The 17,050-nt window shown below is 71.2% G+C and carries 17 protein-coding genes and 2 tRNA genes; 10 read left to right on the forward strand and 9 right to left on the reverse strand.

Features of this window, described 5'->3' with window-relative positions; genetic code table 11:
• Window positions 1-8: 8 nt before the first annotated feature.
• Entirely contained in the window at window positions 9-851 is an 843-nt protein-coding gene (locus IEZ13_RS30930; RefSeq protein WP_183224882.1) for a MurR/RpiR family transcriptional regulator, read from the reverse strand.
• A 124-nt stretch (window positions 852-975) separates the two neighbouring features.
• Complete coding sequence (locus IEZ13_RS30935) at window positions 976-1,191, reverse strand: TM2 domain-containing protein (RefSeq protein ID WP_183224881.1); 216 nt, start codon at window positions 1,189-1,191, stop codon at window positions 976-978.
• A 128-nt stretch (window positions 1,192-1,319) separates the two neighbouring features.
• On the opposite strand from IEZ13_RS30935, the gene IEZ13_RS30940 reads away from it, so the two are divergent.
• Window positions 1,320-2,141 carry an MOSC domain-containing protein gene (locus IEZ13_RS30940; RefSeq protein ID WP_183224880.1) on the forward strand — a complete coding sequence of 274 codons (822 nt, stop codon included), beginning with the start codon at window positions 1,320-1,322 and terminating at the stop codon, window positions 2,139-2,141.
• Window positions 2,142-2,184: 43 nt separating this feature from the next.
• Window positions 2,185-3,114, forward strand: a complete 930-nt coding sequence (locus tag IEZ13_RS47620; protein ID WP_268240163.1) for an expansin EXLX1 family cellulose-binding protein — start codon at window positions 2,185-2,187, stop codon at window positions 3,112-3,114.
• 86 nt (window positions 3,115-3,200) lie between these two features.
• On the opposite strand, the gene IEZ13_RS30950 is transcribed toward IEZ13_RS47620, so the two are convergent.
• The 3 genes from IEZ13_RS30950 to speD all read right to left on the reverse strand — a co-directional run bounded on the left by IEZ13_RS30950 (window position 3,201) and on the right by speD (window position 5,146).
• Window positions 3,201-3,284, reverse strand: a tRNA-Leu gene (locus IEZ13_RS30950).
• A 942-nt stretch (window positions 3,285-4,226) separates the two neighbouring features.
• On the reverse strand, window positions 4,227-4,703 hold the full coding sequence (bcp, locus tag IEZ13_RS30955; RefSeq protein WP_183224879.1) for a thioredoxin-dependent thiol peroxidase: 477 nt from the start codon (window positions 4,701-4,703) through the stop codon (window positions 4,227-4,229).
• Between the two features lie 20 nt (window positions 4,704-4,723).
• A complete protein-coding gene (speD, locus tag IEZ13_RS30960) occupies window positions 4,724-5,146 on the reverse strand; it encodes an S-adenosylmethionine decarboxylase (protein WP_183224878.1) in 423 nt (140 codons plus the stop codon).
• Window positions 5,147-5,381: 235 nt separating this feature from the next.
• Here speD and IEZ13_RS30965 point away from each other — a divergent pair, with 235 nt between their 5' ends.
• Window positions 5,382-5,753, forward strand: coding sequence for an Asp23/Gls24 family envelope stress response protein (locus tag IEZ13_RS30965; protein WP_183224877.1), 372 nt, complete (start codon window positions 5,382-5,384; stop codon window positions 5,751-5,753).
• Here the strand turns inward: IEZ13_RS30965 and IEZ13_RS30970 are convergent, their stop codons facing one another.
• The 4 genes from IEZ13_RS30970 to IEZ13_RS30985 form a co-directional block, all read right to left on the reverse strand.
• Window positions 5,754-6,710, reverse strand: a complete 957-nt coding sequence (locus IEZ13_RS30970; RefSeq protein WP_183224876.1) for a hypothetical protein — start codon at window positions 6,708-6,710, stop codon at window positions 5,754-5,756.
• The gene (locus IEZ13_RS30975) at window positions 6,707-7,447 is read right to left on the reverse strand and encodes a DsbA family protein (RefSeq protein ID WP_183224875.1); all 741 of its coding nucleotides are present in this window, start codon (window positions 7,445-7,447) and stop codon (window positions 6,707-6,709) included. Before IEZ13_RS30975 ends, IEZ13_RS30970 begins: the two co-directional genes overlap by 4 nt.
• On the reverse strand, window positions 7,444-7,935 hold the full coding sequence (locus tag IEZ13_RS30980) for a MauE/DoxX family redox-associated membrane protein (protein ID WP_183224874.1): 492 nt from the start codon (window positions 7,933-7,935) through the stop codon (window positions 7,444-7,446). The genes IEZ13_RS30975 and IEZ13_RS30980 overlap by 4 nt, the downstream gene beginning before the upstream one ends.
• A gap of 75 nt (window positions 7,936-8,010) precedes the next feature.
• Entirely contained in the window at window positions 8,011-8,559 is a 549-nt protein-coding gene (locus IEZ13_RS30985) for a sigma-70 family RNA polymerase sigma factor (protein WP_183224873.1), read from the reverse strand.
• 56 nt (window positions 8,560-8,615) lie between these two features.
• Here IEZ13_RS30985 and IEZ13_RS30990 point away from each other — a divergent pair, with 56 nt between their 5' ends.
• From IEZ13_RS30990 to IEZ13_RS31020, 7 genes are all read left to right on the forward strand, one after another.
• On the forward strand, window positions 8,616-10,280 hold the full coding sequence (locus IEZ13_RS30990; RefSeq protein WP_183224872.1) for a copper resistance CopC/CopD family protein: 1,665 nt from the start codon (window positions 8,616-8,618) through the stop codon (window positions 10,278-10,280).
• A gap of 168 nt (window positions 10,281-10,448) precedes the next feature.
• Window positions 10,449-13,433: a hypothetical protein gene (locus IEZ13_RS30995; protein ID WP_183224871.1), complete on the forward strand. Its 2,985-nt coding sequence runs from the start codon at window positions 10,449-10,451 to the stop codon at window positions 13,431-13,433.
• Between the two features lie 85 nt (window positions 13,434-13,518).
• Window positions 13,519-14,583 (forward strand): winged helix DNA-binding domain-containing protein, encoded by a 1,065-nt coding sequence (locus tag IEZ13_RS31000; protein ID WP_183224870.1) that lies wholly within the window; start codon window positions 13,519-13,521, stop codon window positions 14,581-14,583.
• Window positions 14,584-14,779: 196 nt separating this feature from the next.
• A complete protein-coding gene (orn, locus tag IEZ13_RS31005) occupies window positions 14,780-15,370 on the forward strand; it encodes an oligoribonuclease (RefSeq protein WP_183224869.1) in 591 nt (196 codons plus the stop codon).
• 72 nt (window positions 15,371-15,442) lie between these two features.
• Window positions 15,443-15,518 (forward strand) — tRNA-His (locus IEZ13_RS31010).
• Between the two features lie 181 nt (window positions 15,519-15,699).
• Window positions 15,700-16,218 (forward strand): SigE family RNA polymerase sigma factor, encoded by a 519-nt coding sequence (locus tag IEZ13_RS31015; protein WP_183224868.1) that lies wholly within the window; start codon window positions 15,700-15,702, stop codon window positions 16,216-16,218.
• On the forward strand, window positions 16,211-16,996 hold the full coding sequence (locus tag IEZ13_RS31020; protein WP_183224867.1) for a hypothetical protein: 786 nt from the start codon (window positions 16,211-16,213) through the stop codon (window positions 16,994-16,996). The genes IEZ13_RS31015 and IEZ13_RS31020 overlap by 8 nt, the downstream gene beginning before the upstream one ends.
• The last annotated feature ends 54 nt before the right edge of the window (window positions 16,997-17,050 follow it).

Genomic DNA, 17,050 nt, shown 5'->3' on the forward strand with positions numbered 1-17,050 from the left:
CTCCTCCCTCAGGCCAGGAAAACGTGCCGGCGAGCGGCTGTCGCCTCGAACTCCTCGAGACGGCGCTGCACCGGCTCGGGGGCCGCGTCACACATCGCCTGCAACAGCACCATGGCCATCGCCATCGGGCCGGTGTGCAGGTCGAAGACGAGTTGCGTGCCCACCGCGGCGGGCAGTACGACGTCGGCGTGCTCGGCCACCGGGCTGATCGCCGAATCGGTGATCGCGACCACCGCGAGACCGGCCGCCCTCGCCTCGCGGACGGCCTCCACCGACTCGCGCGGATAGCGGGGAAGCACCATGGCCAGCATGGCACCGGCGCCGTCCGCGCGGGCCTGATCCAGCCGGTCCAGCAGGCTCGTCCCGCCCTCGTCCAGCACCCGCACGCCGGGGAACACCTTCGCCGCGAAGTACCCGAAATACGCCGCCAGTGGCGCCGCGGCCCGCAGGCCCAGCACCGGAAGCGGGCGGCTGCCGATCAGCAGGGCGGCCGCACGGCGGACCTCGTCGAGGTCGTGCAACTGCTCGCCGAGCCGCCGCAGATGCTCGGTCTCCGCATGCACCGCGCGCTGCATCGGGTTCTGCTCGGCCGGCAGGCCGGGCTCGTCCACGGTCAGCTCACGCAGCTCCCGCCGCAGCGCCGGATAACCCGAATAGCCCAGAGCCATCGCGAACCGGGTCACCGACGGCTGGCTCACCCCGGCCAGATCGGCCACCTCGGCGGCGGACAGATACGCCGCCTTCGCCGCATGCTCCACCAGGCAGTGTGCGATCCGCCGCTGGGTGGGCGTCAGGCGCGCGCCCTGGAACAGACTCAGCAACCCAGCCGATCTGACCGCTCCGTCATTCACGAAAGCAGCTTATGCATAAAATCTTTCAGAAAGCCAGGGTCCTCACCCGATGCAACACCCTGGAGCCGCAAAACGAGACGGGCCGGACCCCCGAGGGGATCCGGCCCGTCCAGGCTGATCTGCGTCAGGCGACGCCGTTCGCCTTCCGCACCTGGCCCGGCAGGGTGAACAGGTCGTACAGCAGGCCGAAGCCCAGGAGGCCCAGGGTGAAGATGTAGGCGATGCCCAGGCCGGTCTTGCCCAGGTAGAACTTGTGCACGCCGATCGCGCCGAAGAAGAACCAGAGCACGTACGCGATGCCGACCTGCTTCTGAGCCGGAGCCGCAGTCGTCTGAGTCATGAAAATCTCCCGTAAAAAGATGCCCAGCCCGACCGGGCTGAAATCGATCAGTTGAAGGCGCGAGCCTAGTCGATCTAGGGAGGTTGGGAAACCCCGTTCCCACCGGCCGCTGTGGCAGGCTGGGCGGCATGCGGATCGCCTCGCTCCACACGTACCCCGTCAAGGGTTGCCACCGGCTGAACCACGACGAAGCGCAAGTTGAACCATGGGGCCTCGCCGGCGACCGCCGATGGATGATCGTGGATGCCGAAGGCGTCGGCATCACCCAGCGGGACGCGCCGCTGCTGACCCGGCTGACCGCCCGGCCGCGGCCCGGCGGCCTCCACCTCAGTGCACCCGGACTGTCCGATATCGACATCTCCGAACCCGGTGCCGACGCCACCGCCAAGGTCCGCATCTTCCGCAACAAGACGCCCATTCCGGCCCGCGTCGCCGACACCACCTGGGTCTCCACCCTGCTCGGCCGCGACGCCCGCCTGGTCTGGCAGGCCGACCCCACCACCCGCGCCCTGACCGATTCCGTCCTTTTCGGCGACAGCGTCAACCTCGCCGACGGCTACCCCGTCCTGCTCGCCAACACCGCCTCCCTCGACGCCCTCAACGACCGGCTCGTGGAGGGCGGCGACGAACCCGTCCCCATCCACCGCTTCCGGCCCAACATCGTCGTCACCGGCGCCCCCGCCTGGGCCGAGGACGACTGGCACGGCCGCCGCCTGCGCATCGGCGACCTCACCTTCCGCGTCGCCGGAGGATGCGCCCGCTGCCTCGTCACCACCATCGACCAGGAAACCGGCGAAACCGGCCGGCAGCCGCTGCACATCCTCGGCCGCCACCGGCGCTTCGGCACCCAACTCCTCTTCGCCGTCAACCTCATCCCCGACCTGCCCGGCGTCATCCACGTCGGCGACCCGGTCACCCCACCGGGCGACCGCGTCTTAGGAGAGTCTTAGAAGAATTGCCCCCACCCGTCCGGGGCGACCAGGATGCCTGGTCGTGAGTGCTCATCGACCGAAGTTCACCGCCCGATGGCTCGCCGCCGGCGGCGCCGCCGTCCTCGCCGGCATCATCGGCGTCGCCATGATGCTGACCAACGGCGGATCCGCGTGCGCCGCGCCACCGAGCACCACGACCAAGACCGGCAAGGCCACCTTCTACGACCTCGCGGGCACCAGCGGAAACTGCTCCTTCGAAGTCCCGGCCGACGACCTCTACGTCGCGCTCGGCCCCAGCCAGTACTCCGAGGGCGCCTCCTGCGGCGCCTACCTCGACGTCACCGGCCCCAAGGGCAAGGTCCGCGTCAAGGTCTTCGACTCCTGCCCCGAATGCCCGGCCGGGCACCTCGACCTGAGCCGTACCGCGTTCAAGAAGATCGGCGACGAGATCGACGGCATCATCCCGATCAAGTACAAGCTGGTCACCAACCCGTCCACCCCGGCGCCGATCAGCGTGCGCATCAAGGAGGGCGCGTCGCAGTACTGGTTCGCGGCCCGCATCGACAACCACGCCAACCTGCTCTCCTCGGTCAAGGTCGCGAGCGGCGGCGGCTTCAAGACCGCCCACCGCACCGACTACAACTACTGGCTCATCGACGCGGGCGCGGGCCCCGGCCCCTACAAGATCAAAATCACCGATGTGTACGGCAACACCGCCACCCTCACCGGCATCAGGATGAGCCCCGGCACCGTCCAGAGGACCGGCGTCCGCATCACCGGCGGTTCCACCACGGTGACCTCGAAGACCACCGCCCCCACTCCCACGGCGAAGGCCACCACGTCCCCCGCCGCGAAGAAGCCGGCCGCCGCCACCCCGCCCCCGTCGGTGCCGGCCTCCGTCGCGGCCGGCCCGCTGCTCGAGTCGGCGGTCGCCGAGCCCGAACCCACCCAGCCTCTCGTCGACCTGGCCGCCGCACCGAGCAGTTGCTGACGTCCCCCACGGAAAGACGTCCCCCACGGAAAGACGTCCCCCACGGAAACGGCCCGGTCCACTGGACCGGGCCGTTCCTCATGCGGTGCGGAAGAGGGGACTTGAACCCCTACACCCTTTCGGGCACCGGGACCTAAACCCGGCGCGTCTGCCTATTTCGCCACTTCCGCCCTATTTGCCCCTCCGGGCAATGCGTTGTGAAGAGTGTAATCGGTCGCCCGCGCCCATGGCGCCTCGCTAACCGCCGATCTGAAGCCGTCTCGGGTGGCTCGGTGCGTATCACGCCGCCCCGGCGACGGACCGTCACACCTGCCGGTGCGGTAAGACTCTCCGTCGACCCGCTCCGTGCCAGCCCGGCTGAGGTCACGGGCCGGCGGCTTCTTCCCGCAGACGCCGTCGGCCGTGGCAGGCGGCCGTGCTCATCGCTCCGTCTCAGGGCGCCCACGGTTGCAGTGTCGTGTGCGCTCGTGTGGTGTATGGCGTTGGTGGTCGCACGCGAGACGTGTTTTGTGTGCGGTGGCTTTGCTGGGGTGGGGTGGGCGCCCACGGTTGGGGTGTCGTGTGCGCTTGTGCGGTGTATGGCCGTGGTGGTTGCACACGCAGCACCTTTTGTGTGCGGGGGCCTCGGCTTTGGCGGCCTGGGCGTGTGTGCTTACCCACGTCGCAGCCCGGCGTGTGCGCCCACCCATTCTGGTGGACCCGTGAGTGACGCCTCGCCGAAACGGGCGTCACGGGGGCGAAACCGGGGTCTGGCTGCGGAGCCGCCACCACGCGACCGGCGCAGAGGGGCGGAAGCCGATCATGACCGTGACCGGCGGCCGGGCCTGCCCGGCCACCGATTTCAGCCCGGTGGGCGCGGCGCGGGCCGCGAGTGGGCAGCGACATCGCGCTGTCCGGACGGGACGGTCCGAACGAGGCGGCACGAGGTCGCGCGTACCGGAAGAAGCCGGAAGCGACACGCGGACCTGAACGCCCGCACGGCGGCCGCCTTGCGGGTTGGTACCGCATGACGACCGCCGTGAGTCCCGGACCGCCGTGCCGGCGATTGAACTGCTCATCGGCGGAGGCGGCCCGGACCTGTAGGTTTTCGCCCGGCTATTTCGGTGCCGGGATCAGTCGAGGCCCAGGTCGCGGCGGAGCTTGGCGACGTGGCCGGTGGCCTTGACGTTGTAGAGGGCGCGCTCGATGACACCGTTCTCGTCGATGACGAAGGTGGAGCGGATGACGCCGGTGACCGTCTTGCCGTAGAGCTGCTTTTCGCCGTACGCCCCGTAGGCCGTGAGGGTGCTCTTGTCCTCGTCGGCGACCAGCGGGAACGTGATGGCGTCGTGCTCGCGGAACTTGGCGAGCTTGGCCGGCTTGTCGGGGGAGATGCCGACGACCTCGTACCCGGCGGCCTGGAGTGAGGCCAGGGAGTCGCGGAAGTCGCACGCCTGCTTGGTGCAGCCGGGCGTCATCGCGGCCGGGTAGGCGTACAGCACGACCCTGCGCCCGCGCAGGTCCTTGAGGGAGAGGCTGTCGCCGGTGTCGGTGGGAAGGGTGAAGTCGGGCGCGGCGTCGCCGGCGCTGAGACGCACGTTTTCAGTCATGGACCCGACGATAGTGCGGATCAGCCGGGCACCCGTTGACCGCTCCACAGACGGCGTGCGGCGGTGAGATCGCGGGGCCATTCCTCACCGCGGCGAGTGAGGGAGTGTTCGGTGATCCGGAAGTCGCCGACGAGGCGGTGGAATTCGTCGAGCACGTCGTTTTCGTGAAACGGCTTGCAGGAGAAGACGTTGATGAGGATCTCGCGCAGTTGGGGGTAGGTGTGGATGGCGGCGTGTGATTCGGCGAGGATCACCACCGCGGATTTTCCGGCCTTTTCGGGCGGGCCGGTCTCGGTGGCGACCAGGGGGCCGGCGATGACCGTCATGCCGATGCGATCGACCAGGTCGCGCATGAACCGGGTGAGGGCCGCGTCGTCGTCGAGGGCGCTCGTGTCGGCGATGCCGGAGAGCCGGAGAGTGAGTTCGTCGCCGTAGTGGGACATAACCGTAAGTTAGCAATTGAAAACGGTCTGTGACAATCGATGGGCATGCCAACCCGAACGGCCCCGGGAATCCGTTTCCGGAGTCATTCCGGTCACCGTTTTCCGGTGCTTCGCGCATATCGTGAGAACGGAAACAACGGCGGTCGGCAGCGTGTTCTGCGCATCGAGTATCAGCCTTGTGTCACCCGGGAGGGTACGCTCCCGGCATCGACGTCGAGAGTGGAGATCAGCGCAGATGAGCGAGGTTACGGACGGCACCACGCAGGCGGGCACCACCACCGTCTCCAGCGAGGTCGTCGAGAAGATCACGGTCGCGGCGGTCAAGGCCGTGCCGGGTGTCGCGGACCTGGGTGGCGACGTGGCCCGGTTCTTCAACAACGTGCTGGACCGGGTGGGTCTGGACCAGGTCGGCGACGCGAGCCGCGGTGTCTCGGCGAAGGTCAGCGGCAGCGACGTGACGGTGACCGTGGTGCTGGTCCTGGAGGCCGGCCGGGTGGTGGCCGAGGTGACCACCGCCGTCCAGCAGGCGGTGACCGCCGCGCTCCAGGGTTACGGCCTGAACGTGCTGGCCGTGAATGTGAAGGTGGACGACATCGCCGGAGTCTGATCAAGCGGGGACGGTGGCGCGGAGCCGGAGCACACCGGTGAGCGCCAGCCCGGCGCCCGCCCCGATGGCGATCGCCACGGCGGCCCGGGGGAGCCAGCCCGGTCCGGCGGCGGGGACGACCGCGGCGAAAAAGACGTCGGCGCTGCCGAAACCGGCGAAGGCGGCCAGGATGAAGCCGGAGAGCGCCAGGTAGAACGGCGGGTGACGGTAGGCGGCCGCGCAGGCCAGCAGACCCGCGACGATCGGTACGCCGGACCAGCCCCCGCCGTCCAGAGCGCGCGCTACCGCGTACCCCAGGGTGGGGAGCCCCGCGACGAGGGCGAGGACGCGCACCGAGCCGGACCACCGCCGGGCGATGAGGGTGACGGCGAAGCCGATGAGGGCCGCGCCGGCCCACCAGGCCCAGGCGGCCGGGGGTGGCTCGTAGTCGAGGGTGCCCTGGATGTCGAAGGTCCGCACCTGGTCGCGCAGCGGGACCACCCACTCGCGGAGCCGGTGCGGCTGATCGGGCCGGACCCCGGCGGGCAGTGCCGGTTCGGTCCACTGAGTGCGCTGGTCGTGCCAGCGGACCGTGGTGTCGCTGGAGATCTTGCGCCAGGTGGGCGCCGCGGTGGGGTCGGCGGCGGGTGGGAGAGCGGTGCCGCCGGCACGGGTCTCGTTGAGGTACGTGGCCGGCGAGCCGGTGTTCTGATAGGTGCCGTCCGGCCGGACCTCCAGGTAGGGCTCGCCGGAGTAGCCGAGGATCTCGATGGCCCGGCCGGTGTCGTTGCTGAGTTCGAGACGGGCGCCGCCCTCGACGACCCGGACCCGGAGCCCGTCCATCGGATTGCTGAGCCCGGTGACGGTGACCCGGTAGGAGCTGACCTCGGTGGTGTCGCCGGCGTGGGCGAACGCCGGAGTGGCCGGCGCGAGGACCGCGACGGCCACTGCCAGGACGTAACCGAGGATCCGTCTCATCCGGCGGCCTTCTCGACGGTCTGGGTGATCAGTTCGGCGCTGGGCACGGTGTTGTTCTCCCCGGTGAGGGTCTTGCCGTCGACGACGATCGTCGGGGTGCCGGTGTGGCCGCGCTCGGAGAACGTCTCGGTGACCTGGGTGGCCCACGCCTTGTACGTTCCCTCGTTCACCGCGTTCTTGAAGGTGTCGCTGGTGAGGCCGACCGTGGCGGCCAGCTCGATCATCTCGGCGTCGCTGAGGCCGTCGGTGTTCTCCTCCGGCTGGTTGGCGTAGAGCACGTCGTGGAACTCGATGAATTTGCCCTCCTCCGCGGCGGCGGCGGACGCGGCGGCGGAGCGGGTCGAGTACTCGGTGCCGTTGGAGAAGCGGTCCAGGATGGCGACCGGGTGGAACCGGAGGGTGATCTTGCCGTCGGTGGCCAGCTGCTTCAGCGTGGGCCCGGTGGCCGCCTCGAAGTTGCCGCAGGACGGGCACATGAAGTCTTCGTAGACGTCGACGGTCACCGGCCCGGCGCCGGTGGCGAAGGCGGTGCCCTCGTCGACGGCCGAGGCAGGCGTGGTGACCTTGCCCTCGTCCTGCCCGGACAGCACGGTGTAACCGATCAGGCCGGCCACGAAGAGGACCAGGACCACGGCGACCGAGGTCCACAGCGTCACGGTGCGGCGCCGCTCGGCGGCCTTCTGACTGGCGACGATCTGCCGCGCCTTGATCGCCCGGTCCCTGCTGCCCTTGCTCATCGTTCCCCCATGAGTACGCCGTCGAGTGAGAACCGGGTGCGGGGACGCCACACCAGGATCCCGCAGAGTGCCAGGAACGCCAGGTCACGCAGGATGTCGATGCCGTACCCGGGGGTCTCGCCGGCGCCCAGCTCGCCGCCGGTGCTGAAGCAGCCGCAGTCGATGCGCAGGCCCTTGGCCCAGGCCCAGACGATGCCGGCGATGAAGATCGTGATCAGTGCGGCGGAGATCGCCGCGGTGAACCGGGTGGCGAGGCCGATCAGCAGGAGCAGCCCGAGGGCGATCTCCAGGAACGGCTGCACCGCGCCGACGATCTTGGCGGTGTCGTACGACATGAGCTGGTAGGCGTAGACCGCGCGCGCCGAGGCGGCGAGGTCGCCGATCTTGAGTGAGCCGGCGACGAGCCAGACGGCGGCCAGGCCGAGCCGGGCTCCCGTGGAGATCCACGGCCAGGCTGCGGCCATCCGGATCTGCCGTGTGGTTTCCATGGTCACATCCGGTTAGTCGGACTTCGCGGCGCTTCGGTTCCCCGAGATCACGATCCGCAGCATGTTCACAGGAAGCTAGCTCGCCCGTGCCCGCGCCACCGCGGTGATCAGCTCGTCGCGCGCGCGGGCCACCCGGGAGCGGATGGTGCCGACCGGGACCGACTCGACCTCGGCCGCCTCCGCGTACGACAGGCCGAGCACCTGGGTCAGCAGGAAGGCGGTCCGGCGCTCCTCGCTGAGGCGGCTGAGCAGGTCGGCGCTGCTGAGCCGGTGCGCCGGGTCGGGCGCCGGCAGATCGGTGACCGCCTGCGCGGCGAGCCGGGCGTCGAGGCGGCGCCGGCGGACCACCGACCGCAGGTGGTCGGCGCAGGTGCGCCGGGCGATGCCGAGCAGCCAGGTGCGGACACTGGACCGGCCGGCGAAGGTGTCCAGCGCGCGGAAGGCCCGCAGGAACGTCTCCTGGGTCAGGTCGTCGGCCGTGCCCGGATCGACCAGGGCGGCGGTGAAGCGCCAGACCTCGGTCTGGGTGGCGTGCACGAACGCCGCCTGCGCCGCCGGGTCGCCGTCACGGGCGGCCAGGGCCAGCGCGGTGGTCTCGTCCGTCTCCGCGTCACCAGCCGTCACGAGGCGTCATGGTACGCGCTCCGCCGTTCCCGGTGCGGATCTGGAACCATGCAGGCATGCCAGTCAAGACCATTGAGCGACGTCGGGTACTCGCCGTGCTGGCCGGGCTACTTCTCGGATTGTTCGGGCCGCTGCTGGCCGCGGCGCCGGCGAGTGCGCATGCCGCTCTGGTCGGCAGCGATCCGGCCAACGGCTCGGTGGTCCCGGACGCGCCGAACCGGGTGACGCTCACGTTCAGCGAGTCGGTGCAGCTCATCAGCGACAAGATCCAGGTGCTGGCGCCGGACGGCTCCCGCGCCGACCAGGGCGAGCCGACGGTCAGCGGCTCCCAGGTGACGGTCCCGCTGCGCTCCGGCGGCGGCCGCGGCACGTACCTGGTCAGCTACCGGGTCACCTCGGCGGACAGCCACCCGGTCGCCGGCACGATCACCTACTCGGTGGGCGCGGCCTCGACCCCGCCGGCGCCTACTCAGGAAACCGACGTCGAGGTCGATCCGGTGGTCGGCGCGCTCATTCCGATCGGCAAATATCTGGGGTACGCCGGACTCGTGCTCCTGGTGGGCCCGGTCCTCGTGCTCGCCCTGCTGTGGCCGCACCGGCTGGACCGGCGCGGACCGGGCCGGGTCATCTGGACCGGCATCGGGCTGGTCGCCGGCAGCACCCTGCTCGGACTGTGGCTCCAGGCGCCGTACACGCTGGGCACCGGCCTGTTCGAGGTGACCGTCGACGACCTGCGTGACGTGCTGGCCAGCACGTTCGGTGCGGTCATGCTGGTCCGGCTCGGCGTGATCGTGGCCGCCGCGTTCCTGCTGCGGCCACTGCTGACCGGCCCGGCCGGCGGCGAGTCACGGCTCGACCTGGCGCTGCTCGGCGTCCTCGGGGTGACGGCGCTGGCCACCTGGCCGCTGACCGGGCACCCGACCGCCTCACCGGTGCCCGGGGTGTCGGTGGTGATCGACGCGCTGCACCTAGGGGCCATGGCGGTCTGGCTGGGCGGCCTCGTGATGCTCTTCGCCTTCCTGCTGCCCCGGGCCGACGCCCGTGAGCTGGGCGCCATCCTGCCGATCTGGTCCCGCTGGGCCGCCGCCGCGGTCGGTGCGCTGATCTTCGCCGGGGTGGTGCAGGCGCTCATCGAGGTGTCGACCCTGGACGGGCTGATCAACAGCACGTACGGCCGGATGATCCTGGCCAAGGTCGGGCTCGCCGCGGCCGTGCTCACGGTCGCCGCCTTCTCCCGCAAGCTGGTCAAGTCGCGGGCCGCCGCCGAGACGCCCGGCCCGCTGCGCCGCATCGTGCTGGCCGAGCTGGCGATCACCGCGGTGGTGCTCGGCGTCACGTCGCTGCTGGTCCAGGAGCCGCCGCCGCGGACCGCCCAGGCGGTCGAGTCCGGCCCGGTCAGCACCACCGTGGACCAGACGCTGACGTCCGAGAAGATGTCCCTCCAGGTGTCCATCTTCCCGGCCCAGGCCGGCAACAACTCGATCCATCTGTACGCGTACACGCCGGACAGCAAGCCGCTGCCGGTCGTCGAGTGGAAGGCGACCGCGTCGCTGCCGGCCAAGAACCTGGAGAACATCGAGGTCCCGCTGCTGCGGATCACCGACTTCCACGCCATCGGGGACGTCAACCTGCCGTACCCCGGGGACTGGGAGTTCAAGTTCACCGCCCGTACCACGGAGATCGATCAGAGCACCCTGACCATGACCGCCAAGATCTCCTGACTCCGGCTCGTCCGCGAGGCCCGGCCCGGTGGGCCGGGCCTCGTTGCGTATCTATCGGGGATTCGCGTCCAATTCGACCACTTTGGGGTTATTTGCATCTGTATGGTCCTCGCAGTACGGCTCGGGAAGGGGGCGAGACAGATGCGGGTGTTCCGCACGATCCTCGGCATGCTGTTACTGACCATCGGACTGCCCGCGCTGCTGGCCGGCGGCGGACTGTGGGCCGTCATGCAGCACCGCGATCCGGGAGGCGCCTTCACCGGCGAACTCCAACGGCTCACCGTGCCCGGGTACGCGGTCGTCGTCCCCGACATCGACCGGCTGCTGCGCGACGACGTCCCGTTCGCCCGGATGACCGGCACCCAGATGCGGCTCTCCGCGGCCACCGCCGACGGCCCGGCCTTCCTCGGGATCGCCCCGTCCGACGCGGTCGCCCGATACCTCGCCGGAGTCCCGTACAACCGGGTCGACGGCGTCGACCTCGGCACCGGCATCCTCCCGGTCACCGCCGTCCGCTCCGGCGGCCGCCGAACCCCCGACGGCGTACCCGACCGGCAGACCTTCTGGACCGCGAGCGGAGCCGGACTGCTCGCCTTCACCCCCGCCGAACTGGGCGACCGTCCGCACAGCCTGGTCCTCATGAACCCCGGCGGCGCACCCGTCACCCGGCTCGCCACCGTCGCCGAGGTCCGCCCCGGCTGGCTCAACAGCGGCACCTGGGGCCTGCTCACCCTCGGCACCCTGCTCGTCATGGCCGGCGTGATCGTCCTGACCTGGCCGGGCCGCCGCCGCGAGGTCGTCTACGTCGTCGAACCCAGCCAGGTCCCGGAACTCATGCACGCCATCGGCGCGCCGCTGCCCCTGCCCGGCGGGCGCGCCTACCACGCCGGGGCGCGCGGCGGGGCACACCGTCCGCGTACGCTCGCCGACTCCCGCCCCAGCCGCCCGCCCGCGCTGCCGCAGTTCGCCTGGCCCCCGAAGCGGCCGGCCGGCCCGTTCCCACCGCTCCTCACCACCACCCTCGACGGTCCCGAACCCACCTCCGGCCCGGCCTTTCCCGACGGCGGGGCTTCCGGTTCGCCTCTTCCCGACGGCGCGGCGGCTTCCGTCGATGCTCTTCCCGGCCCGGAGTCTCCGGGTGGCAGCGGCGCCTCCGCTCCGGGCGGGCGGGCCCCGGCGCCCGGTCAGCCGCTGAGCCTGCTCGGCGACACACCCACCCTCGCCGGATCACAACCCGGCACGGTTCCGGCCCGCCGCGGCGATCGCCGTAACTCACCGTCCAGCCCGGACGCGCCCGGCTTCCAGGCCACCGCGGTGGGCGCCTGGGTGGCGGCCACCGCCCCGGAACGAGCCCGCCAGACCGAGGCACGAGCCGCCGCCCGGCTGGCCGAGGCGGCCCGCCGCAACGCCGGAAAGTTCACCCCCGCCCAGACCGGCAAGACCAACATGCCGGGCGCGACGATCCCGATCGCGCCTCGCCGCGGCCAAACAACCGCGAACCCCGAAGACGCGCCAACCGTCGACACGACGGCGAAGCCGGACGCCTCGGCCGCGACCGAGAGCGTCGCCGAGGAATCAGCTCCGCTGACCGCCGCCGTGGAGCCGGCGGCTCAGGCCACAGCCGTGGAGGAGCCAACCGGCCGGGCATCGGATGCCGTCGACGGGCAGACCGAAAAGCACTCTGACGATGCGGATCGCGCCACCACGCCGCCGAAGACCCTCGCTCAGCGCCCGGAATCAGCGGCCCCGCAAACCCCCGACCAGGGCAAGCCGACCGCGAAACTCACGGTCACAAACCCTGATCCGGTACGCCCGGACGACAGCCCGACAACCGCGAGACTCACGGTCACAGACCTCGATCCGGTACGCCCGGACGACGGCCCGACAACCGCGGCCGGACCGTCCCGGGTGGTCCTCCGAACCGGACCAGCCGCCACCGACTGGACCGCCACCGGCCTGACCCGCCTCGAGCTCCGCCGCGCCCCGGCACCCGAGGCCACAACAGTCACCGAGCCCGGCCCGCAACCGTCCTCGCCCGGGGATGTGCCCGCCGAGCCGGAGGCCAAGCGCACGACGGAGGCGACCACCACGGAGGAGGAGGAACCCGGGAAGCGCCCGATCATTCCGTTCCCGAGCCGTCCGGCGCCGACCGGTTCGCCTACCGATGATCGCGGGGAAGCGGCCCCGGCCGACGGCGAACAGCGCGCCTCGATCCATGCCCTCGAAGCCGGAATCCCGGTTCTCGAGGAGGCCGCGGCCCCGGAGACCGTGGAGTCCGTCGCCGCCCCGACCCCGTCCGTGGCGGACAGCGCCCAGGTCGAGGCCTCGGATCCCGCCCCGGTGACGACGGATCCGGGTCAGGGCGAGGCCGGCCGTTCCGAGCCGGAGCAGCCGCCCACCCGGCCGGGGCGGTCCAAGCGGGCATCGATGCACGCGGTGGAGGCCGGCGGGCTGACGCTCAGCAAGAAGCCGGCGCCCGTGCCGACCCAGGGCCTCGCGACCCCGTCGCGGCCCGCCTCCGAAAGTCCCGCCTCCGGAAGCGTGGCCGAGTCGGCTCCCGAACCCGCGACCAAGGCGGAGACTCCGAACGACGGGCCGGCCGAGCGGAACGCCTCCTCGAAACCGGTGAAGACCACAGCGAAAGCGGGCGGCGCAGCAAAGGCGAACCCCACCGAGGGCGTGAAGACACCGAAGGCGAAGACCAGCCGGTCCCGGACCACCGAGCCCGGCGACGACAACCCGATGGCGAGGGCCCAGAGCCGTCTCTCCGGGGGCAACCCCACCCCGCCCCGCCAGGCCCCGGCCACACGGCGGACACCGGCTTCCTGGGTCCGGGCGGCCGAGTCGGTGGCGGCCCGAACCGGGGCGCAGGAGCCGGACGGGACGGCTCAGCCCGTACCCCCGAAGGCCCGGACGGCCGAAACCCGGACCGCCGGAGATCCGAAACCGGAGCTGAAACCAGAGCCGAGGCCGGAGCCGGAGCTGAAACCGGAGCTGAAACCGGAGGCGAAGCCGCAGCCGAAGGCGGCCGGGGCCCAGCCGTTGAGCTATCGCGAGGAAGCCGCCAAACTCCTGGCCGGAGGTTCCGAACAGCGTCGCCGCCGGAGCCCCGCCGCCCGCAATCGCCCCAAGGACGGCGACGAGAAGAGCTGACACCATGGCGGGCCACCCCGGACGGGGTGGCCCGCCTCGTCATTGCGGACAGAACCTGACCGCATGAGAACCTAGCGTCGTACGCATGCGAGTTCTCCCCACGCGCGTGCTGAACCGGACCTACCTGCGCCGCCAGTTGCTGGCCGAGCGCCTGCCCAGAACCGCCGACGACATCGTGCGGCATCTCGTGGCCGTGCAGGGTCAGGAGCCGGACTCGCCCTACCTGGGGCTGTGGGCGCGGTCGTCGGCCTTCCAGCGGGAGGACCTGACCGCCCTGCTGCACGACCGGACCGTGGTGCGCGGGGCCATGCTGCGCGGGACCCAGCATCTGAGCACCGGCGACGATTTCGGCTGGCTGCGCCCGACGGTGCAGCCGATGCTGGACCGTTTGGCCGGGAGGCTGAGCCGGGTCGCTGATCCGGTGGCGTTCACCGCGGCGGCGCGGGAGATCCTGGCGGCGGGCCCGCTGACCCGGCCGGAGATCGCCCGGCGGCTGACGGCCCGGTTCCCGGACGTGGATCTGAGCGGGTTGACGCTGGGGGCGCATCTGCGGCTGGCGCTGCTGCATCCGCCGCCGTCCGGTACGTGGGGACACCGGGGCCGGGTGACCTGTGTGCTGGCGGACGACTATCTGGGCCGCCCGCTGGCCGACGGCGCGGCCATGGAGACGCTGGTGTGGCGCTATCTGGCCGCGTTCGGCCCGGCGTCGGCCAAGGATCTGCAGGTGTGGTCGGGCCTGACCCGGCTCGCGGGGGTGCTGGCGGGACTGCGAGAGCGGCTGCGGGTCTTCCGGGACGAGGCGGGCACCGACCTGTACGACCTTCCGGACGCCCCGATCGCCGACCCGGACGAGCCGGCGCCGGTGGTGTTCCTGCCGGAGTTCGACAACGCGGTGCTGGGTCATGCCGACCGGGCCCGGATCATCCGTCCGGGTGACCGGCCGCTGGTGACGCCGGGGTGGTCGATCGTCCGCCCGACCGTGCTGGTCGACGGTTTCGTGGCGGCGATCTGGTCCCGCCGGGGTGGGACGCTGACCGTCGAGCCGTTTCGCCCGCTGGCGCCGGGGGACCGGGCGGCGGTGGAGGCGCGGGCGGCGTGCCTTCTCGAGTTCGCGGCGCCGGGTGATGCCCACGAGGTGCGCTGGGCATGAAAGGGCCCTCCATGCTGCCGACACGGAGGGCCCTTTACCGGGGGGAACGGAGTAACCGAAGGGGGGCTTCGTCCGTTAAGTTCACTTTACCCGGCAACCAGCCAAGTGGGAAGTCCGGGTAGCAAACCGGACAAACAACCCGTACATGAGGGTCCGGGGGCGAACGGCGGCTCGGCGCCCGGCGTAGGCTGTCGGCGTGGCGGATCTTCTGGTGTGGATCGATTGTGAGATGACCGGTCTCGACCTGGGCAAGGACAAGCTCATCGAGGTGGCGGCGCTGGTCACCGATCCGGAGCTGAACGTGTTGGGCGAGGGCGTCGATCTGGTCATCCACGCCGACGAGGCGTCGCTTGACGCGATGCCTCCCGTGGTGCGCGACATGCACGCCAAGTCGGGGCTCACCGACGAGGTCCGCCGTTCGGCCATCACCATGGCCGAGGCGGAGGAGGCGGTGCTGGCCTATATCAAGGAGTACGTGCCGAACCCCCGGACCGCCCCGCTCTGCGGCAACTCGATCGCCACCGACCGCGGCTTCCTGGCCCGGGACATGCCGGCGCTCGACGCCCACCTGCACTACCGGATGATCGACGTCTCCTCGATCAAGGAGCTGTGCCGCCGGTGGTACCCGCGGGTGTATTTCGGTCAGCCGGCCAAGGGCCTGTCCCACCGGGCGCTCGCCGACATCCGGGAGAGCATCCGCGAGCTGGAGTACTACCGTCGCACGATCTTCGTCCCGCAGCCCGGCCCGGACGTGGAGGCGGCCAGGGCCGTCGCCGCCGAACTGTAGGTAACCCGCTCGACGGCCTCCCGGGACGTGTGGCTATGATTGTCCAGCGCCGCCGGTAAAAGGGCGGCCATGGTGGTCGTAGCTCAGTAGGTAGAGCACCGGGTTGTGGTCCCGGGTGTCGCGGGTTCGAATCCCGTCGATCACCCCATGTGAAAGGCCCCGTCGAGAGACGGGGCCTTCTTCGTTTCCCGCCCTTCGGAACACCGGAAGATTTCTCGCGGGATCGGGCAACCTTTTCGGCTCGGCGGGCCACAGGGGTGTGGATCATTCGTCGTCCCCAGGAGTCTCCTCCTCATGCCCCGCATCCCCTGACGGACAGGAACAGTCACTTGTCCGACCTTGGCATCGAATACGCCTTCCGGCGGTTCTTCGACGAGCATCACGCCGACATGTCCCGGCTCGCCTACCTGGTGACCGGCGACACGCAGGCCGCCGACGACCTGGCGGCCGACGCGTTCGTGGAGGTGTGGCGGCACTGGGAACGCGTCCAGGCGGCGGACAGCCCGGTCGCGTACGCGCGCGGCATCGTGACCAACCTGGCCCGCCAGTGGATCAAGAAGCAGAGCCGGGAGCGGTCCGGTCTGCTGCGGCTCGGCCTGCTGCGCCGCGACCGGGCGGAGAGCGACACCCCCGCGGTCCTCGACGTGCGAGCGGCGCTGCAGCGCCTTCCGCAGCGGCGTCGCGAGTGCGTCATCCTCCGGTACGCGTTCGACGTGCCGGAACGTGAGGTCGCCACCATCCTCGGCATCTCGGTCGGCGCCGTGAAGAGCCACACCTCGCGGGGCGCCGCCCAGTTGAGCGAGTTCCTGCGCGGGATGCCGCTGGCGACGGGACGTCATCATGGCTGAGCATCTCCAGCCCGAGCTGGGTGCGGCGCTGCGCCGGGAGGCCGAGCGGCACACGCCGGACCGGGTCGCGATGCTCACCCGGATCGGCCGGCGCCGTGCCGAGCCGGCCCGCGGCCGGTGGGCGTTCTCGTTGCGCCCGGTGGCCGCCGCGGCGTCGGTGGCCGCCACCATCGTGGTGGGTTTCACCGGGATCCGGATGGCCGGTGACGAGCCCACCCCGGAGCCCGTGCCGGCCGCCACCGGTTCACCGGCGCCGTCGGAGTCCGGGGCCGCGCCGCCGCAGCCCGGCCGTACCCCGAAGGGGAAGCCCACGGAGACCGGCCGCCGTCCGGACCGGGGCACCGTCCCCACCCCCGGTACGGCGCCGGTGGTTCCGGTGTGGAAGCCGGCCGACGGCTTCCTGAGATCCAGCGCCGTCCTCGACGAACACTCGGCCGGCACCTGGGCGCAGGGCAATGTCACCCTGACCACCACCGAACCGGTGACCGAACTCGACGTGGTGATCGGCGTGGCCCGGACCGGGGGTGTCCAGGAGGCCGGGAAGTGGACGTCGATCCCGGCGGCGATGATCTTCATGGCCGTGACCACGGAGAAGGACGTGCTCTACTACCGCTTCACCCTCAAGCCGGGCGCCCCACTGGCCCCGGGCAGCTACGTCTTCGCGGCGCAGTACACGCACGCCGCGGGCGACCGGGACCCGAGCGGCGACAACTACGGCGCGGTCGCCACCGCCGGCCCGAAGAAGGCCGCGGTGACCGGGGCGTTCCCGGCCGCCTGAGCGGAGACGAACGTGGGCCCCGATGCGATCCGCACCGGGGCCCACGTCGTCGTT

Origin of the sequence: Actinoplanes campanulatus (assembly GCF_014647795.1) — a bacterium.
GTDB classification, from domain to species: Bacteria; Actinomycetota; Actinomycetes; order Mycobacteriales; family Micromonosporaceae; genus Actinoplanes; species Actinoplanes campanulatus.